At 53.8% G+C, this 17,595-nt stretch carries 15 protein-coding genes and 1 pseudogene; 14 read left to right on the top strand and 2 right to left on the bottom strand.

The features are described 5' to 3' along the window. The 6 genes from ABF979_RS12905 to ABF979_RS12880 all read left to right on the top strand — a co-directional run. The coding region (locus ABF979_RS12905; protein WP_415560257.1) for a hypothetical protein at nucleotides 1-265 on the top strand (265 nt) is incomplete at its 5' end. Nucleotides 266-325: 60 nt separating this feature from the next. Then, nucleotides 326-700 carry a hypothetical protein gene (locus tag ABF979_RS12900; RefSeq protein ID WP_415498754.1) on the top strand — a complete coding sequence of 125 codons (375 nt, stop codon included), beginning with the start codon at nucleotides 326-328 and terminating at the stop codon, nucleotides 698-700. 42 nt (nucleotides 701-742) lie between these two features. Further along, on the top strand, nucleotides 743-1,393 hold the full coding sequence (locus tag ABF979_RS12895; RefSeq protein ID WP_415498753.1) for a hypothetical protein: 651 nt from the start codon (nucleotides 743-745) through the stop codon (nucleotides 1,391-1,393). Nucleotides 1,394-1,450: 57 nt separating this feature from the next. After that, entirely contained in the window at nucleotides 1,451-2,410 is a 960-nt protein-coding gene (locus tag ABF979_RS12890) for a hypothetical protein (RefSeq protein ID WP_415560255.1), read from the top strand. Between the two features lie 35 nt (nucleotides 2,411-2,445). Beyond that, complete coding sequence (locus ABF979_RS12885; protein WP_415498751.1) at nucleotides 2,446-3,087, top strand: hypothetical protein; 642 nt, start codon at nucleotides 2,446-2,448, stop codon at nucleotides 3,085-3,087. 222 nt (nucleotides 3,088-3,309) lie between these two features. Then, complete coding sequence (locus ABF979_RS12880) at nucleotides 3,310-4,179, top strand: hypothetical protein (RefSeq protein WP_415498750.1); 870 nt, start codon at nucleotides 3,310-3,312, stop codon at nucleotides 4,177-4,179. A gap of 13 nt (nucleotides 4,180-4,192) precedes the next feature. On the opposite strand, the gene mobF is transcribed toward ABF979_RS12880, so the two are convergent. Further along, the gene (gene mobF, locus ABF979_RS12875) at nucleotides 4,193-7,234 is read right to left on the bottom strand and encodes a MobF family relaxase (RefSeq protein WP_415498749.1); all 3,042 of its coding nucleotides are present in this window, start codon (nucleotides 7,232-7,234) and stop codon (nucleotides 4,193-4,195) included. A gap of 451 nt (nucleotides 7,235-7,685) precedes the next feature. On the opposite strand from mobF, the gene ABF979_RS12870 reads away from it, so the two are divergent. The 3 genes from ABF979_RS12870 to ABF979_RS12860 all read left to right on the top strand — a co-directional run bounded on the left by ABF979_RS12870 (nucleotide 7,686) and on the right by ABF979_RS12860 (nucleotide 9,594). Then, entirely contained in the window at nucleotides 7,686-8,069 is a 384-nt protein-coding gene (locus ABF979_RS12870) for a hypothetical protein (RefSeq protein WP_086657972.1), read from the top strand. Nucleotides 8,070-8,192: 123 nt separating this feature from the next. Beyond that, the gene (locus ABF979_RS12865; protein WP_415498748.1) at nucleotides 8,193-8,960 is read left to right on the top strand and encodes a hypothetical protein; all 768 of its coding nucleotides are present in this window, start codon (nucleotides 8,193-8,195) and stop codon (nucleotides 8,958-8,960) included. 13 nt (nucleotides 8,961-8,973) lie between these two features. After that, entirely contained in the window at nucleotides 8,974-9,594 is a 621-nt protein-coding gene (locus ABF979_RS12860; protein WP_415498747.1) for a hypothetical protein, read from the top strand. Between the two features lie 230 nt (nucleotides 9,595-9,824). On the opposite strand, the gene ABF979_RS12855 is transcribed toward ABF979_RS12860, so the two are convergent. Further along, entirely contained in the window at nucleotides 9,825-11,285 is a 1,461-nt protein-coding gene (locus ABF979_RS12855; RefSeq protein WP_415498746.1) for a hypothetical protein, read from the bottom strand. Between the two features lie 383 nt (nucleotides 11,286-11,668). Between ABF979_RS12855 and ABF979_RS12850 the strand changes: the two genes are divergently transcribed. From ABF979_RS12850 to ABF979_RS12830, 5 genes and pseudogenes are all read left to right on the top strand, one after another. Then, the gene (locus ABF979_RS12850; protein ID WP_415498745.1) at nucleotides 11,669-11,929 is read left to right on the top strand and encodes a type II toxin-antitoxin system RelB/DinJ family antitoxin; all 261 of its coding nucleotides are present in this window, start codon (nucleotides 11,669-11,671) and stop codon (nucleotides 11,927-11,929) included. Beyond that, nucleotides 11,926-12,081: pseudogene (locus ABF979_RS12845) on the top strand (type II toxin-antitoxin system RelE family toxin); the annotation flags it as partial. The gene ABF979_RS12850 and the pseudogene ABF979_RS12845, both read left to right, overlap by 4 nt. A 212-nt stretch (nucleotides 12,082-12,293) precedes the next feature. Beyond that, nucleotides 12,294-14,303 carry a type I restriction-modification system subunit M gene (locus ABF979_RS12840; RefSeq protein WP_415498744.1) on the top strand — a complete coding sequence of 670 codons (2,010 nt, stop codon included), beginning with the start codon at nucleotides 12,294-12,296 and terminating at the stop codon, nucleotides 14,301-14,303. After that, nucleotides 14,300-15,424, top strand: a complete 1,125-nt coding sequence (locus ABF979_RS12835; protein ID WP_415498743.1) for a restriction endonuclease subunit S — start codon at nucleotides 14,300-14,302, stop codon at nucleotides 15,422-15,424. The genes ABF979_RS12840 and ABF979_RS12835 overlap by 4 nt, the downstream gene beginning before the upstream one ends. Further along, nucleotides 15,421-17,595, top strand: a 2,175-nt coding sequence (locus ABF979_RS12830) for a type I restriction endonuclease subunit R (RefSeq protein ID WP_415560251.1), incomplete at its 3' end; no start/stop codon positions are given. The genes ABF979_RS12835 and ABF979_RS12830, both read left to right, overlap by 4 nt.

Raw genomic sequence — 17,595 nt, 5'->3', positions numbered from 1 at the left:
TCAGGCTTGTGACGCTCAGTATTCAATCCTTCAGGTCACGCCGAACGGAATCAAGACGCCCACACCATTCTTCGGGAATTGCTCAACTGCCAAGCCGTCCATTTCCGGGAGCAAGATCACACTGAAATTTCCGCGCAATATCGGGAAATACGTCACCACGCCGGCCGAAGTCGATGTTTACGACCTTCCGACCGGAATCCTGACAAAGAACGGCAAGACCATCCCCGCTGCCTGCAAGCTGGATGATGGCGTTTGCCAAGGGTGATTTCACCTCATCCTTTAACCTTTTCGCCACACACTTAAATCGAAATTTGCTGAGAGAATCATGAACGCTCGCTCTAAACTCACCATCTCCAGAATGGCCGCTCCTGTATTTGGACTTCTCGCACTGCTCCCCTTGGTCGGGTGTGGCGAGAATGGCCCTTCTCTGGAAGAACTTCAGTCCATAATCTCTCAAAACTATGCGGATGCTGTGGAAGGGAACCGGTCATTCGGAGACATTCTGGGTCACAACCATCCGACACCCCCGGTCGTCAAGGTCACGGAACGGACGTGTGAAGCGCGGGGTTCCTATGAGTTTCACGGTGAAAAACTGCCAATCTTCCGTTGTGATGTGACTTTCAAAGTGGGGGAAGATCAGCGGAAACAGAAGCTCGATTACGTCAAAATCGAGGGGAAGTGGAGCCAATACGAAGAGTAACGCGATTTATTATCCGCCAGTGACAAAAAAGGAATTTGATTGATGCTGATCAGAGATGTTGACCTGAAATTCTACACAGCAAAAGGATACCTTGCTGTTGCTGGCGGCTTCGTTGGCGTTGTTCTGCTGACCTGCCTTCTTGGTGGGCTTTCAAACGGCGGGCCAGTCGGTGTTATTCTCGGCATTTTCTGCGTCGGGGGCGGCGGATGGCTTGCTCGCAAAATTGCCAGAGCGATCAGCGGTGATCCTCTGGTTTCATTTCCAAAGATGTATGGGGAGATTTTTGCTCACCCGCCTATCCAGATCAATTACCGGCTTGATGTGGATGATTACCTCACCGCCATCTGTTACGATGGTGAATTCCTCTACATCATTGAGAAGAACAAAATAGTCTCTTTGAAATGGAGTGATGTCCGTCAATGGGATTGGGCCATTATCACGCCACAGAAGCAAACCACGATCGGAGGCTCCCCAGGCCAGGCATTCCAAGGTTTTGTTAATGACTCCTTCGCCAATCTGGCACCAACCCTCAAAGCCATGAAAAACAGTGGTATCCGGTTGACCGTCAAGAATCTCGATCATCCGCAATGGTTCTACAATACAGGCAAGGACAAGAACGCCGAAGCCGTCTGCAGGAAGTGGGAAGAAATCTTCCAGCAATTCAATGATGGCACTCTCGCGATTGCACGCTGATCAACGGTAACAAATAAGGGGGGCAGAATCATGGGGCCAGAAGAATTAGCGATCATCATGAGTCCCCAGTTCATCAACGCGACATTTCGTGCGGGTGAGAACTGGTATTATGGGATGCTCGAACGCACCCAAGAGGCAAACCGTCTGGCCCAGCATCGCCATTCGTTTGAAGTCGCCAACGCTCGATATGCGGTTGTAAATCACCAGCTTCTCCATGACGCACGCGAGCAAAATGCAAAATGGAAAGCCTTTGCGAACGATCTGGTCAGGAAGCATGATGATTATGCTGTCTCGGTAAAGCGACTTCTGAATAGAAAAGATGCTTTGTTCTGTAGTGAACTGTCTGCCAGAAACGCGCTTGAACGGCAACTGAACGAAGAAAAGGCCCGTTCGGCCAGCAAGGATAACGAAATCGCGCAGCTTAAACAGGATTGGAATTGGTTTAGCAATACTCTGGATACGACACATGCGGCTCTGACCTCTGAACAGCAGAAGGTGGCGGCTCTTCAGGCAGAGAATGAAAAATTGAGGGCCGCACTTTCTGCGGCAGAAAGCGATCGTCAGCGTCTTCATGAGGACAACGCGGCGTTCCTGTCTGCCGCTGATCATTTTGAACAAGAATGTAAAGACCTGAAATCTGATCTGGCGCGAAGCCAACAGGCTCTACAAGAGGAAAAAGCCGAGCATCTGAACCTTTCTCATGATCTGAAAAACGTGCATCTGGTCAACGAAGCCCTTTCGTCCGCATCTTTATTGGCAATGGTCCTGATGGAGCAGACACACGCGTTGTGGACGGTTCAAGGCAAACCTTCCATGATGGAGAACTCTCTTGGGTCGCATTACCGTATCGACGGTCACCCTTTAACTGTGCGTGAGTATCTTTGGTTTGCAACGCTGATGCGGGAGATGGTGGCCCGGAACATTCCAGATCACCTGATCAGCGCACATTGCCCAGTTGCACAGAGGGGCGATTTCCTGACCCGTCCCGTCACAATCCAAGAGAAAAGACCCGATTGATCCTCCTGACACCGGAATAAAATGAAGGAATAACAATGACACAGACTGATCCTGCGCCCTTTCGGATGAGCCTCTATGCCGGGTGGCTGACAGTTGACGGGCAGTGTTATCCCTTTGGTGCGGAAACCAAGCGGCGTTGTCTCCAGATGATTGCGCAATTTATCTGCTCCATGGCTGAAATGCATGCTGAAGATCAGCGCAAATATCCTGATACCGCCTTGCTCTGCCCTTATTGGTATTCAGGCGTTTATACAAACTCAGAGATACGCAGACTGGCTTCTGACGAAACTCTTGATCCAGACATGCTCGATGACATGATGCAGCACGCGCTTGATGATTATTTCAGCAATCCGGACATTAAAATAACAGCCCTTGTCTCACCACTCCTCGTCCCAGTCGTTGGTCAGACTGTTGGTGACACTCTGTTTATTGCAATGCTGGATAAAGACCACGACTTTGCTGGATATGTCACCACGGAAGAGGAAGTGGCCGAACGCTGGCTGACAGAGTATGTCGCGCAAGTCTTTGGGCCCTCTGTGGGGAAACCTGGCATGAGTATTGATGCAGCGAAAAAATATCTTAAGGGCAAAGGGCTTATACACATCTGCCCACTCCCCCTTTCTCCCAACCTCAAGATGGTCCTTTCCCTGGCGGCCCTGACCCCACAGGCCGCCTGAAAACAACGTCATTGTTCTCTTAAATCTAAACTTTCGATTCCGCGCGTCTGCACACGTAAAACAAGAATTTTATGGTCAAAATATCCCAGAAATCCGCCATTTTCTGAAAAATTATTTTCTCTGAACGATTTTTTTGACAGAAAAAATTTGCACGAAAAATGAGATCCGGCTGCACATCTCTTAGACTCAAGAGGTGTCTAACATTTTAAGGAAGTCTAGAGAATGTCTAATACTTACCCAAACTGGAATGGTTACGACTTGCGCCTGTCTGTCACAACACAGCAGACCCTTCAGGCTATGCAGGCACAGGCTGCCGAAAACGCGTTCCTGAATGATCTGCTCTTCATCACCCTTGACGACAGACCTGTCCGCAAGCTTCTGGGCAATCTGGAAGCATTGCGTCCGGATCCAGAAAACACGCTGCTGATCCAACCTCTCACAAGCCTCTCAGGCGCCAGCTTGGTGTCCCTCAACCACCCCCATACCGCCCTCGATTTTAAGGATGAGCAGAACATCCTGACCGTCCATGAAACCAAAATCCTCCAATGGGCTTCAAAAACCCTTGATCAGGACGGTGAAAACATCTTCATCGCCATGATCGCCGCCCGCCTGTTCATGGGCGCACGCCCTGGTGCGCTTCATACCTATCGGGCACAGGTTGATGTCGACCGGATCCTGCCGGCCCTTCCTAATACGATGACCCTTATGACGTTTCTGGGAGAACGACCTGAGGAAGTTCCAAACTGGGAAGATCTGCTGGATGCTTTTGCCCGTGCCACCGGCACTGGGGATAACCGGATCGGACGTCTGTCCTTCCTTTTGGCCAATGTCCTGTTTTCTGTCATGGAAACACTGCCTGATGCCTATCATTTTGCAGAGCGCTCCAAAGGCTTCCTCGACAGAACAGGGGAAATCGAAAATCGTCTTTTCAGCATTCTGAACACAATCCCCCACTGCTATCTCCAGCCCTTCCTGACTCCGCCGACACATTTCACACGCCCCCCTCTGGGAAGCAGTGGCAGAATAACAACCAGCAAAGGACCAGGCCCAAAACAAGTCCGTTCTCGTTCTCCAAGGCCCCGGTGGGGATAACACCATCCCATATTTACCACTCTGGTTCATGGCGCGGCCCTTGAGGCCGCGTTTCTTTTATCGCTACCTTCTTCCACACCTCTTCTTGCCTTTGATCCTGTACAGGCACACGATGTGACACTCCATCAGACCTCTGTTTTGCAAAAGACCTAGAAATTTGCGGTAGAAGAGAGAGATCTTGTCCTGGTTGGGTAAATACGGCCTCTGACGCGCTCGTCCGCGTCCTGATCTCATGCGCCATGGCCTCTTCAGCCGAGCGCGCTTCGGCCCATGTCTGCCGGTTCACCACGAAGTCAGCCACATTCTGTTTTCCTGAAGACTGCTGTCCTTCCAGAATAATCTGCCTGATGGCCATCTCGGGTGTCAGGGTCTGGGTTTGTGCCTCCTCCTGATCCAGCGCATCAGGCGCCTCCAATCGGCCGGCACCATCAATATCCACGGCCACCCCGTTCCGCCGGATCTGGTTCTTTTGATAAAGAAGCGCCATGCGCGCCGTATCGGTATAGAGTGTGCAGGCCTGACGATGCCGCGTCATGGCCACATAAAGCAGTTCTCGATCCAACCCCGCACGATTGAAGACAAAGGCCCGATCCACACTGGCCCCTTGGGCAGAATGAAGTGTCACCGCATAGGCATGTTGCACCTTAATCGGACGTTCCTCTTTGTGCCCCTTGGAATGGTGGCCAACAGGGATCAAATCTGCCCAGCGTGTCGTCACCTCAAAACCCCGGTCAAAAACAAGACAGAGAACCGGTTCTCCATCAGGGTCCCGATACACCGCCTTCACCGTTGCCAGATCATTATTGCGCACCAGATGCGTCCCGGCCTTTAGGGTTTCTCCAAAGATGAGCCGATCACCAGCGACCAGAGGCAAGGCTTCGACGACGGGTTTGCGTCCACGCGCGGTTGCCTCAACGGTAATCTCACACGCGCCAGCATGGTCCCCCTTACTGATCAGCACAGAACGTAACGCCTGATTAAGGGCTTTTACTTCAGAATGAGTGCGGGCCAGAACCAGCCGTGTATCATTGGGGTTTTCACTGACATCCTGACAGACCGCATCAACCAATGTCTGCTGCAACGCCTCGCCTTCCCCTACGATGATGCGACCATGGGCGTCATAAAACCTTACCGCCTGTCCGACCTGCCCGGCGGCCAAAGCCTGACTGGCCTGTCTTTGCCACATCTCTTTCTGGCGCCTGATGGCTTCCAGTCTTTGTGTCCCCAGTGTCTCAGCCAATAACCGCATGGGAGATCCGGGAGCCACCGGTTTGAGTTGCCGTGTGTCCCCCGCCACAATGACCTTGGCTCCCGCTTTGGACGTTACCTCAAGAAGCTCCGCCATTTCCATGGTGCCAACCATGCCGCCCTCATCAAGGATCACCACATCATGGCGCGCTAATGTTATGGCCTGCGCATGATCAGGATCTTTCAGACGATTCAGAAAACTCCGCAGAACAGCAGCCTGTGCCGGGGGTGTTTGCGTATCCTGCGCAATGACAGAGACCGCTTGATGGGAAGGCGCTGTTACCCAGACCCGACAGCCCGCCTCCCGTGCCACGGCTGCCGCTGTTCCCAGACTGTAGGATTTCCCAGTGCCAGCGGATCCTTCAACGACACTCACCCCATCGCGGTTCAGAGCATGGCGCACCAGATCGGCCTGTTCCTCTGAAAGGGTTTCTCTCTTTGCCAGAACGCCTTCCAGTCTGTCTCGTGACACAAAGACCCGTTCATCACGACGATTGGTGGCAAGACGCACAAGCGCACGTTCCGCATTGATCACCTCTGGTGTGGCGTAATGCAGGTTTCTGGTCTGGAAGGGAGCATTCCCCGTTAACTCAATCAGATGTTTCGACCGACGGGCGGCGCAGGCTTCTTCCAACGCCTGTGCCAACGTCAGCCTGCGTCCCTGACAGTGTTCCAAAACTGTGCCGATCAGATGCCGATCTTCAAACACGGCTTCTGTCTGGGTCAGTTCCTCAAGGGCGCAGGCAAATACCGTTTGGGGATCCTGTGATGGGACGTCTTCCAAGCCTGTCGCGGCCAAAGCACACTCCCATAGAGCCTCTGGTGTCCACCCTTCCTCCCGGACTTCCTGTTCCCACCGCGTCCGCAAAACAGCCCGTGAGGGCAGGTCTGATTTGGCCCCGCGCGTGTTCCGGGAAATATGTTCAGCCGCTTCCCTATGATGGGCTGTCTGTATCCCTCTGTGACGCGCTTCCTGTTCAATGGCCGCCCGTCTCTTTGAGAAGTGCTCTTCCACACTGGGCGCCACACCAGCCACACGGAAATTCCGACCATCCTTGATCGTTGTCAGACCAAGATCCCGTTCCAGCGCCTCACTCAATGCCAGACGATAGACGGCGCCCATTTCCTGTTGGTGCAAAAGGAGCTCCCGATTATCAAGCGTGCCGGTTGAGCCATCTTTGCGGCGGCACACATTCATCAACACCGCATGGGTATGGATCTGAGGATCCCCCGCACGACTGGTGGTGTGCAGAAATGTCCCAGCCATTAATTCGGCGGGCGTTTCTCTCTGACCGCCATTGTGACCCCTGCGTGTGACGATCAGGCCGGTTGTAAAGGCATACTCAAGTGCCGCAAAAACGGCCTTTTCTTGCGCGGCCTCAATACGATTACGTTGGCTCTCTGTTCCCATGGCCCACAAAACCGATACTGATTTGGGGGCCGCAAACTGCAGATCATACCCCACACGACGTTGCCCTTTGCTCTGCACCAGAGCCTGCCCCGTCAACGGATCGCATCCCCTTGCCAATGCCCTGAAATCAGATGGACTGACCTCAGCCTTTTGCTCAACAAACGGAAGAATTTGTCCTGGAAGTTTACAAACAGTGGTCCACCAGATGCCGGGCTTTTCACCGGTGCCATTATCCAGATAATAGGCAGCCCGATCCCGTCCTGACCAATCACCACGTTTCCGAGGAGCACGCGCAGGACGTTCCCCCTCCCCTGTCACAACGCTTTGCGCCGTGAGATCCTCATTCACTGAGTCAATATAATATTCGACATCCGATAAGGGCGTGCAGGTAAACATGCTTTTATGTCCTGAGCAGACTGAGTGTCTGATCAGGATAGCGTCGCCTGAAAAGGATCACCTGTTCCTCTCAGGCCACATCAGGAAGACCGGCAGAAAGCTCAAAAGAATTCCACAGAATGCTCGGAATCCTCCGCAAAACTATCTGAAATGCCAGACAATCCTTCACAATGGATTCTGCAAAACAAACGGCTCTTTCCTGCCGGAAAATCTGCACCATTGCTTCCTAAAAGCATCGAAGATGCGTGGTGTGTTGCTAATTTCTAAAGGGAACGGGAACAATACAAAGGGATGTATGAAACCAGACCATGTCTTCGAAGATGTGAAGGTCGCAGTGAGGGCAGATACACTCTGCGTATCAGGATCCTGTCAGGTCATGGAAAAAGAACACACTCTTTATTCTATGACACCATGCTCCATGAAACTCTATTGCATCACAGGAGGGATACTCATGCCCCGTAAAGACAAGATTTCTTCAGTTACAATGGTCGGCACGATTGAAGATCTGATTGCTGATCTGGAAAATGAACGCAAAGAGCGTGCCGCCAGAAAACCGGCTACAGCCTTTGGCGTCATCACACAGATTTATCCAACCCTTCTCAGAATGAAGGCCGATGGCTGGTCAGATATGGAAATCTGCACCACGCTCAAAACACGGGGCATCACCCTCAGCCCCGGAACACTCTCCACATACATGAAGAAAATTGGTCGGGAAAAACGCACCATAAAGCCAAAACCACCGCGCACACCCAAAGTGGATTCCGCGACACCGTCTCCTCCATCGCCCTCCATGCGCGGCTTTACCTCCCAGCCACCGCCACTTCTGGACGCCTGAGGTCATCTTGACCTCCCAGTGTCGTCTCATCACCCCTGTCACGATCTGAGTTTTTCATAAGACGACCCTACACTCTTGCTTGGGAAGGCACTGAAGCCATCCCAGTCAAAAGGACATAGGTTTATGAAACAGGCTGTCAAACGCCTCGTGCTGATCGTTTCTGGCAAAGGCGGCGTTGGGAAAACAACCTTTGCCCGCCTTCTGGTCGATACTTATCACACCCGAAAAATACAGGCCTCCCTCTTTGATGCTGATGGTCAGGTGGGTGGGCTGGCCCGCACCTATCAGGATCTGGGTGTTCTGTTTTACGACCTGAGGCAGGAGAGAGAACGCGACACGCTTCTCAATTCCGTTGATACCGACAAAGCCGTCATTCTGCATGATCTGCCGGGTGGATCACGGTTTGAAATTTCGAAGATCATTGATACCGGCGATGGTAAAAGCGTCGAGGGGTTTCTGACCGCCCTGATGGAAAACCATGTCCGTCTTACTCTGGTGCATCTTTTGGATCATGAAATCGAGAGTGCCCAATCCGTCGGCCAGTATCTGGAAACCTTCGGCACAGATCTGGTCGACCATGTCGCCGTTCTCAATCTCCGGGAAAGTCGCGACCTGCGCAATGACTTCCCATACTGGTATGGTCATGAGGTCTCAGGGCAACGTCGTTACGGTAAAGCGCGAGAGCGCCTCCTCTCTGCGGGCGGTGTGGAAATCACCATGCCCGGTCTCCACGCGGCCACCCGCGCCAAGGTCAACGCCCTAAACCTTCGATATGCTCAATGTCTGAAGCACCCGGACCTGACCATTACAGAACGGAGTGCCGTCTCTCGCTTTCTGCGCGACTTTCATAAAGGACTTACCCCGGCGGCAACCTTTCTTGGTCTGGAATGAGGAGGAGACAGCCATGACGATTTTTGACGATACGGCCAAGGTCCTGAAGATGTCTCCCAAAGACCGCAAATGTGTCTGGGCCACTCTGGGAGATCTGGGCCTGAGCCCGGATGATCCGGAAGTCGTGCGCCTCTTGGTCACAGAATACACTAAAACAACCCTGAACGCGCTCTCTGCCGATCTGGAACAGGCGACGACCAAAGCCCTCCGCGCTTTTGAAACCGCCCAGTCTCAGACAGAGGCAAGCGCTCAGGCCCGTCTTGCCGCCCGACAGGCTGAACTGGCCCAGACCTTGGCACAAACGATTGCCACCCGCCTCGAAGACAGTCTGGAACGACAGACATGCGTGAAAGAGCAACACCTCATGATTACACAGTGGGGCGTGGGTCCGATTTTGGTCGGGCTGGGAGTCTGGTTGGCAAAACTCTGGGAAGGCGGTTCTGCCGGCACGCATGACACACCCTCCGTCTGGCTGGCGTCTTACGACCCGTGGGCGCTTTTGGCCGCAGGTCCAATGCTGTTTGTGATCCTGCGTCTTCTCATTGGCTGGACGGTTAGAAACCGCCTGATCAGAGCCCTTCTGGTGCTGCCTCCCCTTGACGAGGTGCGTCGCTGGAGGAAAGACCGCGATTGAGGACCTCACGAAACCAAAGCCCTGAGGGGAGCGCTTTACACCTCCCCTTTTTTATTGCTCCCTTAGATGCGGCCTGCCCCCTCATTCTGGCAGACAAACCTCTCCTGTGCGCAAACCATATCCGTTTTTCTAAAAGACGAAGCCAGTCATCATCCAAAAGGCTGATACCCCTCTGGACGCTGATCAAATGGTATAGACGCGCATAAAACTGGAATAAGACAGGGGCGTTTTCAGATATGACGCCTCGCATCACCCTGTTTGGCACGCATGGCCACCTCAGCCGCCATGATTTCTCGCCAGAGCGCACCTCCTAAAACCCCGTCATCAACACGATCTGTCCTCAGCCGAGGAGAGTTAGCATACATAAAGCTCCTCCCAACGTCAGGATTATGCTGCGGCGCAAAGAGACGCGCCAAAGCGCCCGATGGCCGCCCAAACCACCCGTTCTTCTGAGCCCATCCCAAGGCCTGCAGGTGATGGCGCCGGAGAAGACCAAGGTTACGCTTTCCCTGTTCTGTCACAGGCGTCAGGGTGAAATTCTTGACCAGCGTATGGGGCTGCCAGATACCGACAGCAGTCGGTGAAGGGCGTTCCCGAGCCACAATCATATTTTCAACCGGCGCTTTTTTCTCACCCGGTCCTACGCTTTCCTTCGGTACGCTTCCCTTCGGAAAGGGAGAGCCATCCGCACCAGACAGGATGCGCGAAGTCAATTTCTTGGTTCTGACCAACTCATGACCAGGGCTAGGGTTCATGGGCGTTGGAACGGCTTTCTTCCGGACCACCTTCTCACCCTGTGTTTTGAGCCCTTTCCGAAAGGCGGCAAAACCCTCTTTGGGAGTTATGTTCCGCATTCCATTCAGTTCTTCAAGAAACCAGATTGCCGCTTCATCACACAGGTCAGAAAAGAGAATTTCACCTGGCTTTGTCCGCTCTGCCTTATACAGCTTGGCCATGTAATCCATGGTGTCGCTATGAGAGCGGACAGGACCATCAATATAGAAACCGAGCTGAAATTTTTTCCTTACGATCTGACAAAACTCTGTCCAGATCTCCTTGGGCATCGGTGTGTTTAGAGTATAGAAAAAATTCACATGCCCATTGACCTTAACGTCTCGTTTGGGACAGCGCGCGAAAGCAAAGTCATTCATGAGCAAATGAATTTGAAATCCAAATTGCACATAAGCACTGTTTTTATACCAATAGAGCATTCGGCTGATACGGGCGCGTAATTTCTTCATCTCTTTTTTAAGGTCACCGTAAACGCCAATATGCACTTTTGAAGTAAAAGTCCCGACGCAAAGCGGTATGACAGGGACAAGTCCTCTCGAAGAACTCTTGTCATCCTCGTTTTTTGGAGCATGGCGTTTTTTCGGGAAGGTGAGCGTATGAAAATACAAAAGATCGTCTGCTAACTGCCGCCGGATACCATAGGCCTGCGAAGGAATGAGCAACGTGCGACGCAGGCGAATGCCCGGCAGATGTTCAACCGCCAAGGTCACTTCGCACACACGATCTATCTCTTCTGTCCTCGTATGGGTCGCAAGGCCTGCTTCTTTCATAAGACGGAGAGGACGGGCATCCATATTGCGAAGGCGCTCACGCAAGTCATGATCCATACCGGTTTTGCGTCCCGTCCATGGGGCTGCCAATTCCGCAAATGTCGCGCATCGTTTCCGAAAAGAGACCATGATCCACCTCCTGAGAGAGTTCCATTACCCAGACCTGACATATTCAAGGCCTTATGGAAGGATTATAGCCTAGGAAATTGACAATTTCATGTTTTGTTCTTGGTTGTAATCAAAGCTATCGTCATGGTTCTGAAGACAAAAACAGATTAAGCGAAGTCAAGAAGCCCCTCTGGCAAATCGTGAATGCTCGGCCTCCAATCATGAAGACACGATAGGATAGGGAATCACATAATCGTGAGCACCCTTCAACGCCTTCTAAAGCATGAGGAGGCAGTTTTGATCGTCGGTCAGATTTTAACAAATGCTTACCCGCCGATACGATGACACTTCATTTGTATAAACGTATGTGATACATATGTTCATACAAACAAGGGAGGTCTTCCATGTCTGCTGTTACATTTCGGGTAGATGAAGCCCTGAAGGCGGCTGCCGTTGAGAAACTATCGGCGCAAGGCATCTCTCTTTCTGATGCATTGCGCGATACTCTGGCCTACATCGCAGAAACCGGCCGGTCCCCAGTTAAACGTCAGCTTGTCACGGATGAGGATGCCCACCTTCTCGAAATTGTTCGTGAACGCCTTAAAAACCCTGCCCCAAAACACCGTATGACTTTTACAGAGTTGAAGAGCCGTCATCGCGAATGAAAGAGTATTCGCTTGAATTCGATGAGAGGGCATTGAGAGAATGGGATGCGCTCGACGGGAGTGTCCGCAAGAAATTAATCTGGAATCCTCATCCCCGAGGAAATGAGTTCCATCGTGATCTGACTGGATTTTATAAAATCAAACTTCTTAAAAGACTTCTTAAATCATTGGATCCTTGCTCATTACGCCTACTTACCACGCCACAGAATCAACGTGACAGCACCAGTCGACCCACTGAATGATGCTCACGCGCGCAACTGATTTCCGCTCTGGCGAAAAAAGGTGGCAGAGGCATCATGCCTCTGTCGTGATAAATGAGTTGCTGTTAATCTTTCGGTCAAGCGAAGGGGAGCAGGCCAGCGTAATGGAATCCAATATCGAAGCACTTGAAAAACGCCTGTGGACGGCGGCGGATCAACTGCGCGCCAACAGTGATTTTGCCAGTAACGAGTATTTCTTGCCCGTCATGGGCCTGATTTTCCTACGCCACGCCTACAGCCGCTATCTGGCCGTGAAGCCGGAGATCGAGGCGGGCTTGCCGAGACGCGGCGGTGTAACCCGGCCGCTGACCAAAGAAGACTTCACCAGCCGGGGCGCTATCTTCCTGCAACCCGAAGCGCAGTTCGATCATCTGGCCAGCCTGCCGGACGGTGCGGATCGCGCAAAGGCGATCATTGCTGCCATGGAGGCGGTGGAAGGTGACTATGCCGCGCTGGCGGGCGTGCTGCCCAAAAATGAATATCAACAACTGGAAAACGATGTTTTGGGCGATGTGCTGCGCATCTTCAACGATCCGGCGCTTCAGAATGCTAAGGGCGATGTGTTCGGGCGCATCTACGAATATTTCCTGACGCAGTTTGCCGATCAGAGCGCGCATGACGGCGGCGAGTTCTTCACGCCTCCATCCATTGTGCAGATGATCGTCAACGCGATCGAGCCGGATCATGGCAGCGTGCTGGACCCCGCCTGCGGTTCGGGTGGCATGTTCGTCCAGAGCGCGCATTTCATCGAGAAGATGCAGCAAGACCCGACCAAGGTCGCAACCTTTTACGGTCAGGAAAAGAACGCAACGACCATCCGGCTCGCCAAGATGAACCTTGCCGTCCACGGGCTGGAGGGGCGGATTGAACCCGGCATCACCTATTATACCGACGCGCATGAACTGATGGGAAAAGCCGATTTCGTGATGGCCAATCCTCCGTTTAACGTGGACGAGGTGGACGCGGAGAAGATCAAGAAAGACCCCCGCCTGCCTTTCGGTCTGCCCGGCGTGAACAAGAGCAAGAAGGTTTCCAACGGCAATTATCTATGGATTAGCTACTTCTACAGCTATTTGACGGAAACGGGGCGCGCGGGCTTTGTCATGTCGAGCCAGGCGTCGAGCGCAGGCGGCGAGGAAGCCAAGGTTCGGCAAAAGCTGATCGAGACCGGCCATGTCGATGCCATGATCGCGATCCGGAGCAATTTCTTCTACACACGCACCGTCCCGTGCGAATTGTGGATGTTCGACAAGGCGAAGGCGGCGGAGCACGCCGACAAGGTGCTGATGCTCGATGCGCGGCAGGTATTCCGCAAGGTGACGCGTAAGGTTTTCGACTTCTCCCCCGAACAGTCGCAGAATCTGACGGCGATCTTTTGGCTCTATCGTGGGCAGGAGGAGCGGTTCCGCGAACTGGTCGCCGCCTATCTGGACCGGGCGATGGCAGAGGCGCTGGCGGGCGATGCGGCGATGGAGCCGTTTCTGGATGCGCTGGACGGACTGATCGAGACGCTGGATGAAGGCGCGCCCGACAAGTTGACCGAGGCCCGCGCGGTTTTTCAGGCGGATTGGGACGCTTACGTCGCAGCGACCAAATCACTGGGTGACGAATGGGCTGACGGCACGGCTGCCATTGCCGAACTACATGAAGGCCATGGCGATTTGGAGCCACTGGCGGAGACCAGCCGAGATCTGGTGAAGCAGGTCGACCAGTTGTTCAAGCTGGCAGAGAAGGCGCATCGCGATACGGGCGGCAAACGGGGCAAAACCAGCCCGGTCAAGGCGCTGGAGGAGGCGCGGGCGGATGCCGTCGATCAGCTGAAACTGGTGCGCTATTTCCACCGGCAGGTGCACTGGCTGCTGAGCCGCTTTCCCGATGCACGGCTGGTCGCGGTGCCGGGGCTGGTCAAGCTGGTGGATCGCGCGGAACTAGCGGCGAACGACTGGTCGCTGACGCCGGGCCGCTATGTCGGCGTAGCCCCGGAAGAAGAGGATGAGGATTTCGATTTTGAGGGGGTGATGCGCGATATTCATATCGAGCTGGCGGGGTTGAATGAGGAAGCGGCGTCGCTAGCGGCGCAGATTCAGGCGAATTTTGCGGGGCTGGGATTGTGAGCTGGCCAGAAATGCCTCTGGATCAGCTTGGCACGGTGGCGCGCGGAAAGTCACGCCATAGGCCGAGAGATGCCGCGCATCTATACGGCGGGCCATATCCTTTCATCCAGACGGGAGACGTTAAACACGCGGGCCTTTACCTCTCAGATTTTGATCAGACGTATAGCGAGGAAGGCTTAGCGCAAAGCAAGTTGTGGCCTGAAGGAACGCTTTGCATCACGATAGCGGCAAATATTGCAGACACATCCATCCTTAAGATCGAAGCATGTTTTCCTGACAGCATAATCGGCTTCATACCTGATCCCGAAAAAGCAGATGCGCGCTTCATAAAATATCTGTTTGATGCTCGCTTTAAGCGCCAATATCAGACGTTCACCCAAGGAGCTGCGCAGGACAATCTCAGCCAAGGAAAGCTGCTTTCGCTTGATTTTCCGGTACCAGATCTACTAGAGCAACAGCGGATCGCCTCCATCCTCTCAGCGTATGATGATCTGATCGAGAACAACCGGCGACGGATTGCTTTGTTGGAGCAGACCGCGCAGCAGCTTTACAAGGAATGGTTCGTCCGCTTCCGCTTCCCTGGCCATGAACATGTCAAAATCATCGACGGCGTGCCGGAGGGATGGGAGCGGAAGGCTCTTCGCGATGTGGCGACCCTTAACTATGGAAAGGCGCTAAAGGAAGAAACTCGTGTCCCCGGTGGTGTGCCAGTCTATGGATCTAGCGGGATTGTCGGGTCGCACGATAAGGCGCTGGTCAACGGACCAGGGATTATTCTCGGTCGAAAAGGTAACGTGGGCAGTGTACGCTGGTCGCATTGCAATTTCTTCCCGATCGATACAGTTTATTTTATCGCCTCCGATCAGTCCGATTTTCATTTGTATCTTACTCTGCAACACATGCAATTCATGAGTACAGATGTTGCTGTTCCCGGTTTAAACAGGGAATTCGCCTATAGTCGCTCGTTAATTCGGCCATCGGCTACCATTGGTGCTCGGTTTGAAGAGGAAGTAACACCCGTCTTTCTTCAGATACAAAAGCTGACCGAATGGAATGAAAAGCTGGCCAAAGCCCGCGACCTACTCCTCCCCAAATTGATGAGCGGAGCGATCACCGTATGAAGCCGTTGAACGAAGACACGCTGGTTCAGGCGACCATGGCCGACTATCTGGCCGATGCGCTGGGCTGGGACAGCGTGTATGCGTTCAACACCGAAACACTAGGTGCGGAAGGCACGCTGGGCCGCGCGTCCGAACAAGATGTCATCCTCACCCGCCATTTGGGCGAAGCGCTGATCCGGCTGAATCCCGGCCTGCCGGACTCGGCCTATGCCGACGCGCTGCGCCAGATTACCGATGCGCCGCTGGGGTCGAGCCTGATGGCGATTAACCGTGACGCCTATGCACTGCTCAAGGATGGCGTGCAGGCCAGCTTCCGCAATGCGAAGGGTGAACTAGTCAAACAGCGGCTGCGCCTGATCGATTTCGACACGCCCGAGAACAACCATTTCCTGTGCGTACGGGAATTGTGGATCAAGGGTGACCTGTATCGCCGCCGCGCCGACATTATCGGTTTCGTCAACGGCCTGCCGCTGCTGTTTGTCGAATGCAAGGCAGTCCACAAGGACATTCGCCACGCCTATGAGCAAAATCTGTCCGACTATAAGGACACGATTCCTCACCTGTTCCACCACAACGCCTTCATCATCCTGACCAACGGTCATGAGGCGAAGATTGGTTCGCTCTCCAGCCATTATGAGCATTTCAACGACTGGAAGCGGCTGGAAGAGGATGAACCGGGCGTTGTCAATCTGGAGACGATGCTGAAGGGCATCTGCGCCAAGGCCAATTTCATCGACATCTTGGAAAATTTCATCCTGTTCGATGATGGCGGCGAGCGGCTGGTCAAGATTGTGGCGCGTAATCACCAGTATCTGGGCGTCAACCGAGCCTTCGCGGCGGTGCAGGACCGCAAGGCGCGGAGCGGCAAGCTGGGCGTGTTCTGGCACACGCAGGGATCAGGCAAGAGCTATTCCATCGCCTTCCTGACGCAGAAGGTCCATCGGAAGATCGGGGCGAACTTCACCTTTCTGGTCTGCACTGACCGCATCGACCTGGACAGCCAGATTTACGGCACCTTTGCCGGATGCGGCCTCGTCAACAACGACAAGGCGCAAGTGCGGGCCGGAACGGGTGCGGAGCTGAAATCGCTGTTGGCGGTGCAGAAACCCTATGTCTTCACGCTGATCCATCGCTTCAATCAGGATGTAAATCCCAACAATCCCTATTCGGATCGCGACGACATCATTGTCATCACCGACGAAGCGCACCGGACGCAGAATGGCCTCCTGTCGCTCAATATGCGCAACGCCTTACCCAATGCCAGCTTTCTGGGCTTCACCGGCACGCCGTTGATGACAGGCGACGAGACGACGAAGCAGACGTTCGGCGACTATATCTCCACCTATGATTTTCAGCGCGCGGTGGAGGATAGTGCCACCGTGCCGCTTTATTATGATGCGCGCGGGGACAAGCTGGGCGTCGCCACCAACGACCTGAACGAGAGGATCGCAGCCAAGCTGGAAGAGCTGGAGCTGGACGATCCCAATGTGACCGAACGGCTCGAAAATGAGCTGAAGCGCGAATATCACATCATTACCGCCGAGACCCGGCTGGACACCGTCGCAGCGGATTTCGTGGAGCATTATACGACCGCCTGGGAAAGCGGCAAAGCCATGCTGGTCTGCATCGACAAGGTGACGTGCGTCCGCATGCACGCGCTGATCGCGAAGCATTGGGATTTGCGAATTGCCAGCCTTGAAAAGGCGCTGGCGCAAGCCACCGACGAACAGGATCTGGCCGATCGGCAGCGCCAGCTTGTATGGGTTAAGTCCACCAGGGCGGCCGTGGTGGTTTCGGAAGAACAGGGCGAAGTCGACAAATTCCGGAAATGGGATTTGAACATCGTGCCGCACCGGGCGCTGATCAAGAATGGCTTTGAAACGAACGACGGCAAGCGCATCGATCTGGAAACGGCCTTCAAGAAACAGGACCATCCATTCCGTATCGCCATCGTCTGCGCTATGTGGCTGACCGGTTTCGATGTGCCGAGCCTTTCGACCCTGTATCTGGACAAGCCGCTGAAGGCGCACACGCTGATGCAGGCCATAGCGCGCGCCAACCGGGTAAGTGCCGGGAAGAACAACGGCCTGATTGTCGATTATTGCGGAATATTGAAGAACCTCCGCAAGGCGCTGGCCACCTATGCCGGGACGCCTGGGGGTGGGCTGGGC

This window comes from Gluconobacter sp. (assembly GCF_047723935.1).
GTDB lineage: Bacteria > Pseudomonadota > Alphaproteobacteria > Acetobacterales > Acetobacteraceae > Gluconobacter.
The sequence above is the reverse complement of the archived record's forward strand: the minus strand, read 5'-3'. Positions and strand labels throughout refer to the sequence as shown.

Coding starts and splice junctions, on each gene's coding strand:
- ABF979_RS12900 (WP_415498754.1), top strand. CDS start 326: ATGAACGCTCGCTCTAAACTCACCATCTCCAGAATGGCCGCTCCTGTA.
- ABF979_RS12895 (WP_415498753.1), top strand. CDS start 743: ATGCTGATCAGAGATGTTGACCTGAAATTCTACACAGCAAAAGGATAC.
- ABF979_RS12890 (WP_415560255.1), top strand. CDS start 1,451: ATGAGTCCCCAGTTCATCAACGCGACATTTCGTGCGGGTGAGAACTGG.
- ABF979_RS12885 (WP_415498751.1), top strand. CDS start 2,446: ATGACACAGACTGATCCTGCGCCCTTTCGGATGAGCCTCTATGCCGGG.
- ABF979_RS12880 (WP_415498750.1), top strand. CDS start 3,310: ATGTCTAATACTTACCCAAACTGGAATGGTTACGACTTGCGCCTGTCT.
- mobF (WP_415498749.1), bottom strand. CDS start 7,234: ATGTTTACCTGCACGCCCTTATCGGATGTCGAATATTATATTGACTCA.
- ABF979_RS12870 (WP_086657972.1), top strand. CDS start 7,686: ATGCCCCGTAAAGACAAGATTTCTTCAGTTACAATGGTCGGCACGATT.
- ABF979_RS12865 (WP_415498748.1), top strand. CDS start 8,193: ATGAAACAGGCTGTCAAACGCCTCGTGCTGATCGTTTCTGGCAAAGGC.
- ABF979_RS12860 (WP_415498747.1), top strand. CDS start 8,974: ATGACGATTTTTGACGATACGGCCAAGGTCCTGAAGATGTCTCCCAAA.
- ABF979_RS12855 (WP_415498746.1), bottom strand. CDS start 11,285: ATGGTCTCTTTTCGGAAACGATGCGCGACATTTGCGGAATTGGCAGCC.
- ABF979_RS12850 (WP_415498745.1), top strand. CDS start 11,669: ATGTCTGCTGTTACATTTCGGGTAGATGAAGCCCTGAAGGCGGCTGCC.
- ABF979_RS12840 (WP_415498744.1), top strand. CDS start 12,294: ATGGAATCCAATATCGAAGCACTTGAAAAACGCCTGTGGACGGCGGCG.